Source organism: Neobacillus rhizophilus (assembly GCF_018343535.1).
Classification (GTDB): domain Bacteria; phylum Bacillota; class Bacilli; order Bacillales; family Cytobacillaceae; genus Neobacillus; species Neobacillus rhizophilus.
Genome location: NZ_JAGYPF010000004.1, coordinates 923,093 through 938,459 on the forward strand (window position 1 = coordinate 923,093; position 15,367 = coordinate 938,459).

Below are 15,367 nucleotides of genomic sequence, written 5' to 3' on the forward strand. Positions count from 1 at the left end.
TTTTATGGCTATCGAAGGAAGGATGCGAAGTGATGTTAAGGTACGTTTGTATTGGGTTCTTTTGTGAAATGGAAGCAGGTGTACAACATGAATAAAGACAAACAACTCTATTTTGGCTGGTATATTGTCATTTCAGCATCCATTATCGGTTTGCTTACAACAGGAATGAGGATGGGAATCGGGCCGTTTATCCATCCAATCATGGAAGATTTAAAATTGTCGCGAACTGAAATTTCGCTCGTTGTTTCCGTCGGAATGCTTGTTTATGGGATTGGAATGGTGCTAGCAGGTTTTCTTTTAAAAATTTTTAATACCCGTATTGTTTTGTTGATCGGGTTGGCCATTGTATGTATTTCTACGATATGGACGGTTTATTCCAAGGGGATGCTTTCCTTTTTCCTCTCTTTTGGTGTATTCCTGTCGATAGGGCTTTCCTTTTTAAGTAATATCACCTTATCGCCGATTGTTAGCAAATGGTTTGTCCGCCAAAGAGGGAAAGTCCTTTTTTATTTGACGACAGGAGGAATGGCGGGTATTGCGATTTTGACACCCGTTGAAACATGGATGATCGGCCTTGTCGGCTGGAAAAATACACTTTTATTTTTTGGAGTAATTTTTATATGTATTATTCTTCCTTCTGCGATTTTTATCATGCGGGAAGATGTCCCGGAAGAGGCCGATAGTCCGGGCAAGACAAGCGGAATTACTAGACAGGAAGCTCCGGCAACCGTCACATTGAAGGATGCTTTAAGGACAACAACCTATTGGAAAATTGTTTTTGTGTTATTTGCTTGTGGATTTGGGATGAATCTATTAGGATCGCACGGGGTTCCTATGTTGATGGATCACCATTTTGGGCCAATGACCGCTTCCTTTGGGGTAGGTTTGATTGGAATTGTCGCGATCTTTGGAACATTGTTTTTGGGACAGCTCGCGGACCGTTTTCCGAGAAGAAATATTTTATTTTTAGTGTTTTTTGTCCGAGGACTTGGATTTTTTGGTCTTGTTTTATCAGCCCACACTTGGCAGCTCTTTCTTGTTTCCATTATCGGAGGATTGGTATGGGCCGGTTCAGTCGCCATGGCCACAGCGATATTAGGTGACTTATATGGAGTAAAGTTGCTGGGAATTTTAAATGGGTTAGCATTTTTTGTAGGGCATCAAATTGGAGCAGCAATTGGTTCCTTCCTAGGCGGATGGGGGTACGAAGTGTTTGGAACGCATCTATTTTCGTTCAGTGCTGCGGGTATCCTTGCGCTTCTAGCCAGCTTGGCATCGATAACTTTACCTCAAAGTCTATCGTTCTCTAAGCCGATCAAGCTTGGAGAAAAGCATAACGTAACTACAGGACAATGAGATTGGTAAACTGGAGTTAACTAAACAAAAAGACGACCAATAAGGTTGTCTTTTTGATTTTAAAAGCAGGAGTTGAAGCGGAGGCACGGTTTATATTTAAAAAATTTTGAGGAAGAAGAACAGTCCCATGTGTCAGCTAAACGATTCAAGCTTTTTCAATAAGTGTTCTAGTGCTTCCTTTTCATCTTGACCAGAGGTTTCAATAGTCACTTTTTGTTTGTTTCCTAACATGAGTGTCGTTACACCAAGCAATGATTTCAAATTCACTTTTCGGCCTTTGTGAGTAAGAGAAATTTCAGAGTGAAATCGTGAAGCTTCCTGAACTAATTGAGTAATAGGTTTTAGGCCTAGAACATCCATATTATTAAGCTCAACAGTTTGTTGCATCATAAAAACTCTCCTTTCTAAACTTTCTTATTTCTTGACAAAGAAACAATCACTTCTTTATAAAAGTATGGTGATGTACCCCTTATTATTAAGGATTTTATATGAATACTGGCATTATGTCATAAAATTTGTGAGAAGATTTGCCATAATATTTATAGAAAGTGATGGAGCATATAATGAAAATCATTGGGATTGATTTATCAGGACCGAGCAATCATAAAGATACTGTCTTGGCTGTATTTGAAAACCAAGCTGGTGCGTTAAGATTCAACAAACAATTAAGTAATATCGGCGATCTGGAAATATTAAATGAAGTTACTCATCAAAGTCAGAATGATGAAGTTGTAATCGGAATCGACGCTCCTTTATCCTATCAAGATGGCGGCGGGGATCGGCCGGGCGATAAGGAACTAAGGCAGTACATTGTGTCCTTAGGGATGAAATCCGGGTCCATTATGCCACCTACTTTTAATAGGATGGTTTATCTTACCCTGAGAGGGATTAAGCTCAGTAGGGAAATAGGTAATTTGAAAACGGAGAATCCCATTTCGATGGTGGAAGTGCACCCGGGTGCTGTAATTGGGTCAAGAATTTCTCGATCACATCTGGATTATGTTCTAAGCTACAAGCAGGATTTGGCTGCGAGGAGGTTCATTAGAAAGTGGCTTGGTGAGCAAAAGTTGACCAACCTGCCAGTTTTAATAGAGGAAGAAAGCCATTCTATGGATGCCTGCGCCGCAGCATTAGGGGCTTGGCATTGGAGGGATAAACAGTTTCAGCCTAAGTGGATTTTACCTGCCGATCCCCCGTTGCACCCTTTTGATTATTGTTGTTAAATAGGGTCGTGGGGACAAAAATTTAAAAAAACCCAGCAAAATGTCCATAGTCAACCTTAGCCATTAATTATTTTCAGCCATCCTTCCAAGCGGGCCGCTTTCATCTAATATATCCATCAGCTCGTATACCGATATTGGAAAAATTGGAAATCCGAAGGCATATGGAGTGATGTCGTAAAGCTGGAAATAGATGACGAGTGTTTTGTCGGCAATGTAAAAATCTTGATCAGGCTTAATTCCGGTGAAATCTCCAAGAAGGAAAATATCACGTTTTTTGATTTGCTCTTGAATAAGGGTAGTGAGTCTTTTGATATAATCGCTATCAGGTTTGAACAGATCCTTGAGTTGTACCAGGGTTTCTTTTTGAAGATCGAAAGTTAAGGATTTGATATAGGTCATTCCATGGGCTGCATGTTCATGATACGTATAATTTGAGAGATTTAGACTCAATACGGTGCGCTGGTTATTTTTCATTTCAAAAGTTCCAAGCATTTCACTAACAGTGGAGGACATATCCCCAACCTGCGTGTCTATCAGCTTTTGAGTTTGTTGCAAAATGGTTTGATTGATGTATCTTTCCAGCTGTTGATTTCGAAGGTTGACGACTTGAGGATAAATAACTTCCTTTTTGGGTCCGCTCACAATTATAAATGGTTTAATTTCTACTGGTAATATAATCGGCATTTCTCTCCGCCCTTTTTCACTCAGCATATTCGTGAGCAGATAGCGGGGTGAACGCTTGATGTTTGATAGATTTTTTTATGATAAAATAACGGGGAGATTTTCCAGTTTTTTAATAGAGTTTATTTACGGAGGGATTAAACATGCCGCAATTGATTTTTAAAGGAGTAAGTGTTGAGCAAGTCAAAAACATTAGTACACCTTTGGTAAAGGAATTGGCTGAACTGTGCGAGTGTGAAACAGATAATTTCACCTTTGAAATTGTCGATTCGATTTTTGTTTTTAATGGAGAAGAAGTGCCAGGATTTCCTTTTATTGAAGTAAAGTGGTTCGATCGCGGACAAACCGTGCAGGATAAATTTGCAGTCATTACAACCAAATATATACATAGTTTGGGGATCCCAGATGTGGAAATAGCTTTTAGTGTGTTTTCTGAGTCCGATTATTATTTAAATGGTAAAAGCTTTGCGTAATTTTCATTATAGGAATCCATTTTTAAAGTAATTACAAAATCACAAACTCAAAAGGAGTTTAGCATGACATTTTTAGAAAAAATTAAACCACATTTAATTAGTCAAGATATCTTAATTCAGGAAATAGTCCTTTATGCACTACACGATTATCCATTGGTGCCTGAAGAGTGGACTGTAGAATTACTGCAAGAAGCTTTTCGAAACAAAGAAAAGCAATCTTCGATTCTAATCTATCTTGATAATCAGACGATTAGCGAGGAAGCAGTTAAGGTCTTAATTGAAAATATTCCAAGTATGGACAAGTCCAAGGTCCATTTAGCGATAAACTTGCTATTGAATATTGAACCAAAGCTTGCTCTTACATATAGGGAATCCTTGGAAAAATATATTCCCAAGGATATGTGGGCCATTTATGAGCTAACCGTAAATGGGACGGAAGAAGAAGTTTATATGGAATATGGGGGAATATTAAGCGATCTTGACCACACAGATCCTAATCAGAACAAATTATACATAAAGGGCAAAATATTAGCAGCGTGCATAGTGAAAAACGGCTGGGTGACAGAAGAGGAAATCGACATTATTCTTCGCGAGGAATTGGAAGAACAATGGTTTTCCTTTCATGGAATTTTGACGATCTATATGATTGGCTTGTTAAAAATAGAAAAATATATACCGATGCTGGCAAGCTTGCTTGGACGAGATGAAGATGTTCTGTTGGAAGAAGCCGCTGCTGCGTTAATTCAGTTTCAATCTGATGAAGTTGTGAAGGAAGTCGCGCCATATTTATATAAAGAGAATTCGGTTATTTTTGCAGCTTCCGTTGTTGAAAATATTAAAACAGACTTCGCCATTCAGGTTTTACGAGACGCCTACGATGCTGCAGAAGAAATTGGTGACCAAGATATCCTTATCGAAGCCCTTTGTCATCATTTGTCTAGAGAGGCATTACCGGTAATTAGCCGCCATATGAAAAACGATTATACTTCAAACTTAGTGGATATAGAACAGACGGTTTATAGTTATTATTCTATTTTAGGCGAGAAGCATCCTGAATTAGAATTATGGAAAAAAGTTGCCCTTAAAAGGGAAATGGACTTTAGAAATGCCAGTAAGCAAGGGACGTTGGGGAAACCCGACCCAATTAGGAACGAAACAAAAGTTGGACGTAACGATCCCTGTCCATGTGGAAGCGGGAAAAAATATAAAAAATGCTGTGGGAAATAGATTTTTTGGAATCACATGGGAAATGACCAATTATATCATTGAAGAGAAGGATGTCTCATAAAGCTGAGGCATCCTTTTCTTTTTAACGGAAAAGAAAAGGATTTTCCCTTTTTTTGTCGAAATAGTGTTAAGAATGTAAAATCCTTACATTAGAATCAATCGGAGGTACAGAATGATCACGAAAAAAACCCTAACCATAAATGATCAAAAGATTTCCTATATTGATGAAGGTGCCAAAACTGCTCCGCCAGTCTTGCTTATTCACGGCGTTCCAGAATCTAGCATGCTCTGGAAACACATCATTCCTGAAATTGCTGCTGTAGGATTTAGGGCAATTGCACCGGACCTTCCGGGATTTGGTCAGAGTGCTCGTTTTCCATACGAGTCTGCTTGGGAGAACTATGTTACGTTTATCAATGATTTCATGGAAGCACTAGAATTAGAAAAAATCCATCTCGTCGTCCATGACTGGGGTGGAATGATTGGATTAAGATGGGCGTGTGACAATCCGGATAAAGTGGAAAGCTTGATTATAACCGACACAGTTTTGTTGCCAGGATATACTTGGCACCCACTAGCCCAAAAATGGAGAACGCCTGGTTATGGTGAAAAAGTAATGGAAGCCATGGCCAATAAGGAATCATGGATGGCAGGGATGAAAAAGGAGATTCCGTCTGTTGAAGAAGGGATATTGGAAGACTTCTTTGCAATTTTTGAATCTGCTGAGAAAAGGGACGTAATTTTAGAATTATATCGCTCTGCCAATAAACAATTAACGGAACCGTATTTGAATCTTGCTGCTATAAAAAATCCAGTTACGATTCTTTGGGGTGAACATGATCCGTACATTTCAACCGATTTTGCTTACCAGATGCGTGACCAGCAATTCCCGCACGCAGTGGTACATATCATTCCTGAAACGGGGCATTTTATTCATGTTCAGGCCCCCGATAAGGTCATTCCATTTTTAAAAGAACATTTTTTATCGATTTTAAAATAACTAATATTACGGAATCTCCTTTTAGGGGAGTCATGAGGACAGCTCTAATGAATTTTGCTGGAGAATTGTCCTCATGAAAGGGCCATGATGAGGACAACCTGAGTGAAACTTAGTGGAGAAATGTCCACATAGCAGGGGAGCTTGTTGTTTTAGATTTCCAAAATTTACAGCTGGCTTCCAATTTTAAATGGTGATATATTTGTTTTGTAAGTTATTACTACAGAGAAGTACTCAAGAGGCTGAAGAGGCGCCCCTGCTAAGGGTGTAGGTCGGGTAACCGGCGCGAGGGTTCAAATCCCTTCTTCTCTGCCATTCAAATAAAACTATTTAAAACATCATGCGGGTGTGGCGGAATTGGCAGACGCACCAGACTTAGGATCTGGCGCCTTCGGGCGTGGGGGTTCGACTCCCTTCACCCGCACCAGAAATATTTTTCCGCAGTAGCTCAGTGGTAGAGCTATCGGCTGTTAACCGATCGGTCGTAGGTTCGAGTCCTACCTGCGGAGTCATAGTCCAACAAGGACACTAAGAAAGGGTCAGGGCGGGAACGCAGCAGCCATAATTAGTGAAATTGTGTGGGCTATTACATACGGACAGAAATTAAAAAGCTAAACCCATCATCAATTGGGTTTAGCTTTTTTCCATGTAAACCAATTCCACCATTTCTTATGATTGGCAGCAGCAATTTGCATTCTCGTTTCTTCTTCTATGCCTCTAATTCGTTCAGCTTCTAGTTGGTCTATCCGTTCTACATGCTTTAAAATTTTATTAATCTTTTCTTCTTGGTAAGCTTCTCGTACAGCCTTTTCCTTCAAAAGCTTGATTAAATCCAAGTTTATTTGCTCTAAATGTTCTATGCGTTCCAATAATTCACCATGATTGCAATTGTGCTCAACAACTTGGTCACTAGTATTTTGCAGGGATTCTATTTCCGTAACAGTGTCCGTGTTATTTTCTTCAGAAATCTCTTTCAATACCGCCTCAGCAGACCGTTCGATTGTCATACCTTCATGCTTGCTGAATTCCATTAATTTACGGAATGTATGAACATCCTTATCAAAATAGACTCGATGTCCCCGATTATTACGTTGAACATGATACCCATGATCTTCAAGGAGAGTGGCGTACTTCCTTAAAGTACTGCCATCTATTCCGAGCATTTTTTGTACATCACTAGGTGAATACATTTCCGTCATTCATTTCACCTCTATTTAATACATTGTAAATCATCCTGTAATAGCCCGTTGCTATTTTATAAATAGGTTAAAAGCAATTGAAATAAGCCAACCTAGTGCAAGAAAAACTGATAGATATGTACCTAAACCAACTAAAATCTCTGCCATGATTCCTACTCCTTTAATTCGGGCTTTGGTTTCAATTTTCTTCAATACAATGTCATTATAGCAGGTGATTTTTTAAAATTTGTCGAAACTAGGGATGTTAACCAATTTGTAAATAGACTGTTAACTTCCCTTAATAATAGGCGGGAATGTAACAAAACCCACCATAGAGTTTACAGTTTGGGAGGATTACTATGACTAAATTGTCAATCTACCTCCTATATATTATTTAGCGAATACATGACGGCCAATTGTCTTTACGACTGGACGAGTGCGAATCCATTTATCCGTGGCAATAGCAGGATTATAAAAATAAACAGAATCATTTAACCGATCTTTCCTGGTCAATGCCTCTTCGACTGCTTGTCTAGACTCATCTGAAGCAGGCTTTTTAATTTGGCCATTCTGAACGGGTGAAAAGGCATAGGCATGTCCTACTACTTGATTAATAACGCCTGTCACCGTTTTCGGGAAATGAGGTGATTCCACTCGATTTAATACGACAGTCGCAACGGCTACTTTTCCTTGATAGGATTCGCCTTTTGCTTCAGCTTCTACTAATCTGGCAAAAAGATCTTTTTCATTATTTGAAATGGAAATAGCCGGTGGTTCTGGTTGTTTTTCAGGCATTTGCCTGGTGATTCCTATTTCAGGTTTTGTAGAGTGGAGGGCTACTTCTTTTGTTTTCTCTGGCTTTTGCATGATTTCTTCTGTATTAATCTGATTGTAATTGCTAGTTTTGTCTTGCTGATCATTTTCGGTAATACCACCATATTTTTGCTCAAGGCTTATAGGTTTATTTTCTGTAACGACTCGGTCTTCGGTAATAGCCTCGGCACTTTTACTAATTCCTATGAAGGAACTTGTAGCTACACAAGCTACAATTAATGTTTTTATATATGTTTTTTTCATGTGTGCTACCTCCTGAATTTTGCTTTATATTACTCTAACATTGGATGGTATTTAATTTACAGAACGGTAGCGTTACATTTCTTTTTAGTTTGATGAACAAAATTTCAGAAAATAATCATTTGTGACATGATACCTATTTTGGCGTCACAATCGAACCAATATTAAGAAACATAGGAATATCTATCCAAAAATTTTTAGGTTTCTTTACATATATAAGTGGACTCATAAACATATGAAATGAATTATTTGAAAAAAGAGGGGAGAAGAAGCTATATCATCAAAAAAAATTAAAATAAAAAACTAGCATCTGTAGTTTCTACTGATGCTAGTTTTTTAAATATTTCTTATTTTGTTCGTGGTACTACTGGCCAATCGGTATCTGGAAGTTTTTCTCCGTCAACTGTGAGATTTTGGTATATGCTGTTAGGCTGGAACATATTACCGTTATTGATGTTGACATTTTTCATTGTTATATTTTTAACATATTGGAAATACAATGGTTTGTCAGCATGCACTGTGACGTTCTCCAATGTTAGGCCATCAACAGGGCTTTCATATAGTCCCTGGAAGAAGGAAGCTTCTTGAGCACCCTCAGCGGTAATATTTTTGATTGTAATATTTTTAATGTAAGGTGTTGTTTCATCGATTACACCAGTAAATGGCAGTGGAGTACCGTTAGATGTATAGTTAGAGTTAATATTAAATACATCACCGGCAATATCTTTCATCATGATGTTATCAAATGTTAGATTTTCAATGGTACCGCCACGTCCGCGAAGGGTTTTCATACGAATACCAATGTCGGTTCCGTCAAAGATATCATCTCTTGCTACAACATTTTTAACGCCGCCGGACATTTCACTACCGATTGTAACGCCGCCGTGACCATGCTTCATAATGTTGTTGCGGATTTCGATGTTTTGGCTTGGTTTGCCAATTTGACGACCTTCAGCATCTTTACCGGATTTAATCGCGATCGCATCATCACCAACATTAAATGTCGAACCAAAAATCTTTAACCCATCAACAGAGTCTGGATCGACACCATCTGTGTTTGGTGCATCAACTGGAACAGCTGGATTTTCAACGTGTACACTATCAATTACCACGTTGTTGCTGTATAATGGCTGGATTGTCCAAGATGGTGAATTTGTAATCTTTAGACCTTGAAGAAGTACATTTTCTGAGTCTTTGAATTGAACTAGTCTTGGGCGAGCAGTTTGAGTTGCTGGATTGGTAGCTTTGGGATTATCCCACCACAATCCCATATTAAAGTATACAGTTTCCTTACCCTCCGCGTTCGGGTCGTATTTTCCATTATTATAATCATATTTTCCATCAAGGGTTACTTTTTTATATGGAAAACCGAACTCATCAATTCCGTTAGAAGGCATTGCTTTGATAGGACCTGCATTTCCATCGACCGTTCCTTCACCGATGACTTTAAGATTTTTTGCCCCTTGGGATGCGATCAAGCTTTGATAAGAGTGGAATGTAGTCCCTTCCCAACGGTCTTGGATCACTGGATAGTCCGATACGTCGCGGCTTCCAAGAAGCGTTGCATCTTTTTGAATCTCAAATGTCATATTGCTTTTTAAATTTAGCGGAGCAGAATAATAGGTTCCTGCAGGAAGGATAACCACACTGTTAGGGCTGGCTGAAGCTGCATCAATGGCTGCTTGAATGGCAGCCGTATCCTTTGTTTCACCGTCACCTTTTGCCCCAAAATCTTTAACATTGAATACTTTACCTAACACATCAGTTTTAATGTTAACGTGTGCACTTTCATTTGAATGATTACCTGCAGCATCTCTGGCAACAACTTTGAAACTGTACATTGTATTTGGTTTTAAGTCTTTTACGGTAAAGTTTGACATGGCAATTCCGTATTCGTTTGGTGTTGAACTTCCGGCCAATTTACCATTTACATAGACATCATAAGCTGCTATTCCAATATTGTCAGTAGACCTATCCCAGATTAGGCTTACAGACTTATAAGTTGTGGCATATGCATAAGCATTAATAGGAGCTGTTGGTGCTTGTTTGTCAACAGAAACTTGAGCATTTGATTTTGCTGGTGTAGTTGCTGCAAATGCACCAAATGGGGCAATCACGGAACAGCCTAGAGCAAGCCCTAGTGCGCCAGTTAGATAGGTTTTTTTACCGAATTTCATAGAATACCCTCCTGATTTTTAGTAGATCAAGTTGAAACTGCTTACATTTTTTGATGTCACAAATACTCTTTGTTGGGTATTAAAGTTAAAAGGATTAAAATGTTTTCATTCCTTGGTATCCTATTTTTTTAGTCTCGCTGCATCATCCTTTTTTCTTATTTTAACGTTAACATTTCATAACAAGAGGTAATAATAATAGTTTTTAAAATTTATATAGCAATTTATGTTAACGTTAACATTTATTTCTGGTATTTATTTTACTATTCAGATTAGATTTAAAAAAGTGACTAAATTACTATCTGTAAACAGTGTTGAAAACAGAAAAATAGTCTCACTTTTCTTCTTTTCTAGTTAGTTTTATAGGAAATTTGCTGGATTATTGTTTTTATTTTCAGATAATTCGAAAGGAAGAGATGAAAACTTTGTATTATAATGATAATAATTACACGAACACTTTTATTAACTATTGAAAGTGAGGTTTATCTGAAATGGAAAGCACCGTAGAAACCTGTACTAACCTCCTTAGGGAAGCCCGAAACATCGTCGTCCTGAGCGGCGCTGGGATCAGCACGGAATCGGGGATCAAGGATTTTCGCTCCAAAACTGGTGTTTACCAACTGGCCCCCGAATATATCCTCTCGCTTGATTATTTTTATAAAAACCCGAACGATTTTTATCAGTTTGCTTTTGAAAATCTTTACCACCCGGATGCTGTTCCAAACAAAGGCCACGAAATACTGGCAAAATGGGAGGAACAAGGCAAAGTCCAGCACATTATTACCCAGAACATCGATGGCCTTCATCAGAAAGCCGGAAGCAATAACGTAATCGAGTTTCACGGAACGATGAAAACCGCATCTTGTTTGAATTGTGGAAAAATCTATCCTTCCTCGGAAATGGTTAATCGTTTTGAAACAATGGAGGATTTTTTTGTATGCAGCGATTGCGAAACAAAGAGTGAAAAAGACCACTATATCAAGCCTGATGTCGTTTTGTTTGGCGATACAGGTGAATGGTTTTCAATAGAGGGATTTAATACGGTTGTTCAACATATTGATCAGGCGGATTGCATTTTGGTAGTGGGCACAAGTCTTCAAGTGACGCCTTTTTCGACCTTTCCGGAGTATAGGAGGAAGGGTGTCCCGCTGATTATAATCAATAAAGGTGGAACCCCTTATGATCGTCGAGAGGGAGCATATGTCATTCATGATTCGATTGGAAAATCATTGTCCCACATTGACGAAAGTTTATAATGGCCCTAAATCCTTTCCGGGAAGTGTGAAACGGATGAAATTGATTGATGCTCACCTCCATTTAGATAAATATAAAAATAAAGAAGTTGACTCAATTCTCACTGGTTCCGACTGGCTTGAGGCAGTCGTGGCCGTGTCATTTGATCTTAAATCATGCAAGCGAAACCTGCAATTATCAAGTAAATATCAAAAAGTGAAGCCCGCATTTGGATTTCATCCGGAGCAAGGACTGCCAAGCGAAGTTGACTTTAGCAGCTTGATTGACTGGATGACGCTGCATCGGGCGGAAATGATTGCTGTAGGCGAAGTAGGGTTGCCGTACTATTTAAGGCAGGAACAAAGGGTATCCCGGGCACAGTATGGCCAATATATTGAGCTCCTTGAGACGTTCATGAAGCTGGCTAAAGAATGGAACAAACCGATTGTTTTGCATGCCGTTTATGATGATGCTCCGATTGTTTGCGATCTTTTAGAAAAACATTCAGTCGAAAAGGCACATTTTCATTGGTTCAAAGGGGACGATAAAACGATAGCGAGAATGATTGAAAATGGCTATTTTATTTCCGTTACACCCGAGATTGTCTATAAGGAAAAAATTCAAAAGATAGCCCAGATTTACCCGTTAGCACAAATGATGGTCGAAACAGACGGCCCATGGCCATTTGAAGGTCCATTTTCAGGCAAAATAACGCAACCCGCCATGATAAAGGAATCAATCTCCATGTTGGCAAAAATAAAAAAACTTACGGAAACTGAAGCATCGGAACGAGTTTTGGAAAATACAAAAGAATTTTATAGTATTTAGAGGCATGGGGACGGTTCGAGGCCACTGAAAAATACATCCTACGAAACGGGAGCGCTATTTTTCTTAGGCGGCTAAACAGAGTACCTAAATGGCATATTTTTACCGGTGCGACACTTTTCTTGTGCAAACGGGTAGAATAGATTGCTTATTTTTACCGGTGCAGCACTTTTCTTGTGCACACGGGCAGAATAGACCTGTTTATTTTTACCGTCGCGGCACTTTTCTAGTGCACACGGTAAAAATAGACCGCTTATTTTTACCGGTGCGGCACTTTTCTAGTGCACACGGGCAGAATAGACCGGTTTATTTTTACCGTCGCGGCACTTTTCTTGTGCTCACAGGTAGAATAGACCGCTTATTTTTACCGTCGCGACACTTTTCTTGTGCACACAGGCAAAATAGACCGGTTTATTTTTACCGGTGCGGCACTTTTCTTGTGCTCATGGGCAGAATAGACCGCTTATTTTTACCGGTGCGACACTTTTTCTTGTACTCAGGGCAGAATAGATGGCTTTTTAAAAACATTTCCACTCTCAACCGAGGCCGTTTTGTCTTTAAGAACCCCTACTTTGGAATGTTTTTCAGCGATCTCAGACGGTTTTCGTGTGTCAAAAATAAATGATGCATAAGAACCGTCCCCATGTATCATAATAGTGTTGACAAAATCAACTGTAAATATTAATATTACAGTATAAACTGTAAGGATTTTTATTACATTTATTAATTAAGGAGTGATTAGTGGTATGGTGACATTGTTTACGACTCCGAGCTGTACTTCCTGCCGTAAAGCGAAGGCTTGGTTTGAGGAGCATCAGATTGATTATATAGAAAGAAATGTATTAGCTCAGCCGCTTTCTGTTGATGAAATTAAATCGATTCTTCGTTTGACTGAAGAGGGGACCAGCGAAATCATTTCAACTAATTCAAAGACATTCCAGGAATTAAATATAGATCTTGATACGCTTCCGCTCAACGAATTTTATAAATTAATAATCGAAAACCCGAAAATGCTGCGCCGGCCAATTATATTGGATGAAAAACGATTACAGGTTGGATATAACGAGGAAGAAATTCGCAGCTTTCTGCCGCGCAGGGTTCGTTCATTTTTGAGCATGGAATTGCAAAAGGCGGCAAATCAATAGAATGGAGGAAGAATAAAATGATTGAAGTTTTCGTAACAGTTCAATATAAAGAAAGAAATTATCAGACCAATGTTATTGTGAAAAAAGATATGAAATGGGAAAAAATTAAACAGTTAGCAGAAGAACAAGTGAAAAAACAGTGGAATGTTTAAATTTGACAAGCTAATCTGTAACGTTTACTATTACAGTACAATAATTTATTTAAAATAAGACATAGAAATAGAAAGATTAGCATTTTTTTGAGGAGGCCAGGTTATGAACAGCGATTTCACACTAGCCATACACAGTTTAACATATCTCGCACTACAGCCTGACCGAATGTCAACAAGTGAAGCCATTTCCGATAGTGCCGGAGTGCACCCGGTACGGATTCGTAAAGTGCTTAGTCTGTTGAAAAAAAATGGATTTATAAAATCAAAAGAAGGAATCGGCGGCGGATTTATTTTTGCACTGGATTTAAATGAAGTTACTCTCTGGGATATCTATAAGATCACCTCTGAAGGTGCATTGCAGCCAAAGTGTCCTGATTCAAATGAAAAGTGCATAGTGGGCGCGAATATGCATACAGTCCTGTTTAAAATATTTTTGGGTGCTGAAGAACACCTTGGGGAGTATTTAAAGGACTATACCATAAAGGAAATTGTCGATCTTATTAATCAATGCAAGGGCTGTGATTGTTGATTTTCTTAAGGTTTCTTTTTGTTGAAAATGTAATAAAAAACATTACAGATTGCGTATCCTATATGGCTGCAACTTCATACTATAACACTAAATAATTAGGAGGTGACCAGTTATGGTGCCGAACGATCGTTCTAGTTTAAAAACAGGTGATTGGATTAAGGGAACTTCATGGGATGGTGAATTAATCCTTGGTTTTATAGAATCAATGGATATTCTAGAAGGAGTGGTTAAAGTAACGGTCATTAGAAGTGACAATACAGAGACCATTGGAAAAACTATTCCGATTTTAAGCAAACAGGTGAAGAAACTGCCTGTCTCTACAGCCACAAATAAGGAGCAAACTCGATTCCTAATAGACCTGGCATTGTCTACAGGTGATGAAGAGTGGTTTATGGAGCTGACTGCCAAGTTAAAAGAAATGAAACAGCTTGTTAGCACTGAATCATGATACGAAACTAGATTCTTATAAAAAAATAACATCCGTTTATTAATAAAAACCTTCTCATTTATATTCCGAGAAGGTTTTTTCATTTTCCGTCATATTATAATATAATTATTTGGAAAATAAATAATATTTTGACAAATTGAAATCCACATGATACTCTTAATAAGAAAGTTCCAGTTAACGTAAACATTAACCTAAAAAACCTAATTACATTGCGAAATGACAAAAAAGGGGAATCGTGATTTTTGAATAGAAAAGAAAGGTACTCGATAAATGAAATTGCCTCTATGTTTGATATTAGTTCCAGAACCATTCGTTACTATGAAGAAGTTGGGCTATTGAAATCAGAGGAAAGAACCGACAATAACCAGCATCGCTATTTTACCGAAAAGGAACGATTAAGATTAAAGTTAATCCTCCGTGGAAAACGCCAGGGCTTTAAGCTTGAAGAGATCAAAGAAATGGTTGATCTTTACGAGAGTAATCCAACTGGGCAAGAAGAAAAACGAAAAATTTTAGAATATACAGATAAAAAACTCAAAGAACTTGATGAGAAAATTCTCGAATTGCAGAGTCTGAAAGCTGAAATTATTGTTTACCGAAAAAGATATGAAGAAACGTAAGTAGGAGGAAAAAATGAGTACCATTCACGGAT

At 38.4% G+C, this 15,367-nt stretch carries 17 protein-coding genes, 3 tRNA genes and 1 other RNA gene; 16 read left to right on the forward strand and 5 right to left on the reverse strand.

Annotated features, from left to right (window positions below):
* Positions 1-87: 87 nt before the first annotated feature.
* Positions 88-1,356, forward strand: a complete 1,269-nt coding sequence (locus KHA99_RS22600; protein ID WP_213119713.1) for an MFS transporter — start codon at positions 88-90, stop codon at positions 1,354-1,356.
* Between the two features lie 132 nt (positions 1,357-1,488).
* On the opposite strand, the gene KHA99_RS22605 is transcribed toward KHA99_RS22600, so the two are convergent.
* Positions 1,489-1,746 carry an HPr family phosphocarrier protein gene (locus KHA99_RS22605; protein ID WP_213119714.1) on the reverse strand — a complete coding sequence of 86 codons (258 nt, stop codon included), beginning with the start codon at positions 1,744-1,746 and terminating at the stop codon, positions 1,489-1,491.
* Between the two features lie 173 nt (positions 1,747-1,919).
* Between KHA99_RS22605 and KHA99_RS22610 the strand changes: the two genes are divergently transcribed.
* The gene (locus KHA99_RS22610; protein WP_213119715.1) at positions 1,920-2,579 is read left to right on the forward strand and encodes a DUF429 domain-containing protein; all 660 of its coding nucleotides are present in this window, start codon (positions 1,920-1,922) and stop codon (positions 2,577-2,579) included.
* A gap of 63 nt (positions 2,580-2,642) precedes the next feature.
* Here KHA99_RS22610 and KHA99_RS22615 read toward each other — a convergent pair whose 3' ends face one another.
* Positions 2,643-3,263 (reverse strand): DUF3298 and DUF4163 domain-containing protein, encoded by a 621-nt coding sequence (locus KHA99_RS22615; RefSeq protein ID WP_213119716.1) that lies wholly within the window; start codon positions 3,261-3,263, stop codon positions 2,643-2,645.
* 140 nt (positions 3,264-3,403) lie between these two features.
* Here KHA99_RS22615 and KHA99_RS22620 point away from each other — a divergent pair, with 140 nt between their 5' ends.
* The 7 genes from KHA99_RS22620 to ffs all read left to right on the forward strand — a co-directional run bounded on the left by KHA99_RS22620 (position 3,404) and on the right by ffs (position 6,550).
* Positions 3,404-3,733, forward strand: a complete 330-nt coding sequence (locus KHA99_RS22620) for a DUF1904 family protein (RefSeq protein WP_213119717.1) — start codon at positions 3,404-3,406, stop codon at positions 3,731-3,733.
* A 63-nt stretch (positions 3,734-3,796) separates the two neighbouring features.
* Positions 3,797-4,960, forward strand: a complete 1,164-nt coding sequence (locus tag KHA99_RS31625; RefSeq protein WP_213119718.1) for an SEC-C metal-binding domain-containing protein — start codon at positions 3,797-3,799, stop codon at positions 4,958-4,960.
* A gap of 172 nt (positions 4,961-5,132) precedes the next feature.
* A complete protein-coding gene (locus KHA99_RS22630; protein ID WP_213119719.1) occupies positions 5,133-5,960 on the forward strand; it encodes an alpha/beta fold hydrolase in 828 nt (275 codons plus the stop codon).
* Positions 5,961-6,181: 221 nt separating this feature from the next.
* Positions 6,182-6,272: transfer RNA gene (locus KHA99_RS22635), tRNA-Ser, on the forward strand.
* 27 nt (positions 6,273-6,299) lie between these two features.
* A tRNA-Leu gene (locus KHA99_RS22640) sits at positions 6,300-6,384 on the forward strand.
* 10 nt (positions 6,385-6,394) lie between these two features.
* Positions 6,395-6,466 (forward strand) — tRNA-Asn (locus KHA99_RS22645).
* Positions 6,466-6,550: signal recognition particle sRNA small type (gene ffs / locus KHA99_RS22650), an RNA gene on the forward strand. Before KHA99_RS22645 ends, ffs begins: the two co-directional genes overlap by 1 nt.
* Before the next feature lie 30 nt (positions 6,551-6,580).
* Here the strand turns inward: ffs and KHA99_RS22655 are convergent.
* The 3 genes from KHA99_RS22655 to KHA99_RS22665 form a co-directional block, all read right to left on the reverse strand.
* Positions 6,581-7,156 (reverse strand): MerR family transcriptional regulator, encoded by a 576-nt coding sequence (locus KHA99_RS22655; RefSeq protein ID WP_213119720.1) that lies wholly within the window; start codon positions 7,154-7,156, stop codon positions 6,581-6,583.
* Between the two features lie 369 nt (positions 7,157-7,525).
* Complete coding sequence (locus tag KHA99_RS22660) at positions 7,526-8,212, reverse strand: cell wall hydrolase (RefSeq protein WP_213119721.1); 687 nt, start codon at positions 8,210-8,212, stop codon at positions 7,526-7,528.
* Between the two features lie 344 nt (positions 8,213-8,556).
* A complete protein-coding gene (locus KHA99_RS22665; RefSeq protein ID WP_213119722.1) occupies positions 8,557-10,386 on the reverse strand; it encodes a glycoside hydrolase family 28 protein in 1,830 nt (609 codons plus the stop codon).
* A gap of 488 nt (positions 10,387-10,874) precedes the next feature.
* Between KHA99_RS22665 and KHA99_RS22670 the strand changes: the two genes are divergently transcribed.
* The 7 genes from KHA99_RS22670 to KHA99_RS22700 all read left to right on the forward strand — a co-directional run bounded on the left by KHA99_RS22670 (position 10,875) and on the right by KHA99_RS22700 (position 15,335).
* Entirely contained in the window at positions 10,875-11,639 is a 765-nt protein-coding gene (locus KHA99_RS22670; RefSeq protein ID WP_213119723.1) for an NAD-dependent protein deacylase, read from the forward strand.
* A gap of 34 nt (positions 11,640-11,673) precedes the next feature.
* Positions 11,674-12,444, forward strand: a complete 771-nt coding sequence (locus KHA99_RS22675; RefSeq protein ID WP_213119805.1) for a TatD family hydrolase — start codon at positions 11,674-11,676, stop codon at positions 12,442-12,444.
* 743 nt (positions 12,445-13,187) lie between these two features.
* The gene (spxA, locus tag KHA99_RS22680) at positions 13,188-13,586 is read left to right on the forward strand and encodes a transcriptional regulator SpxA (RefSeq protein WP_213119724.1); all 399 of its coding nucleotides are present in this window, start codon (positions 13,188-13,190) and stop codon (positions 13,584-13,586) included.
* A 17-nt stretch (positions 13,587-13,603) separates the two neighbouring features.
* Positions 13,604-13,738, forward strand: a complete 135-nt coding sequence (locus tag KHA99_RS22685; RefSeq protein WP_213119725.1) for a BA3454 family stress response protein — start codon at positions 13,604-13,606, stop codon at positions 13,736-13,738.
* Positions 13,739-13,841: 103 nt separating this feature from the next.
* Positions 13,842-14,267, forward strand: coding sequence for an RrF2 family transcriptional regulator (locus KHA99_RS22690; protein ID WP_213119726.1), 426 nt, complete (start codon positions 13,842-13,844; stop codon positions 14,265-14,267).
* 112 nt (positions 14,268-14,379) lie between these two features.
* The gene (locus KHA99_RS22695) at positions 14,380-14,715 is read left to right on the forward strand and encodes an IDEAL domain-containing protein (RefSeq protein ID WP_213119727.1); all 336 of its coding nucleotides are present in this window, start codon (positions 14,380-14,382) and stop codon (positions 14,713-14,715) included.
* Between the two features lie 242 nt (positions 14,716-14,957).
* Positions 14,958-15,335: a MerR family transcriptional regulator gene (locus KHA99_RS22700; protein ID WP_213119728.1), complete on the forward strand. Its 378-nt coding sequence runs from the start codon at positions 14,958-14,960 to the stop codon at positions 15,333-15,335.
* Positions 15,336-15,367 lie beyond the last annotated feature (32 nt).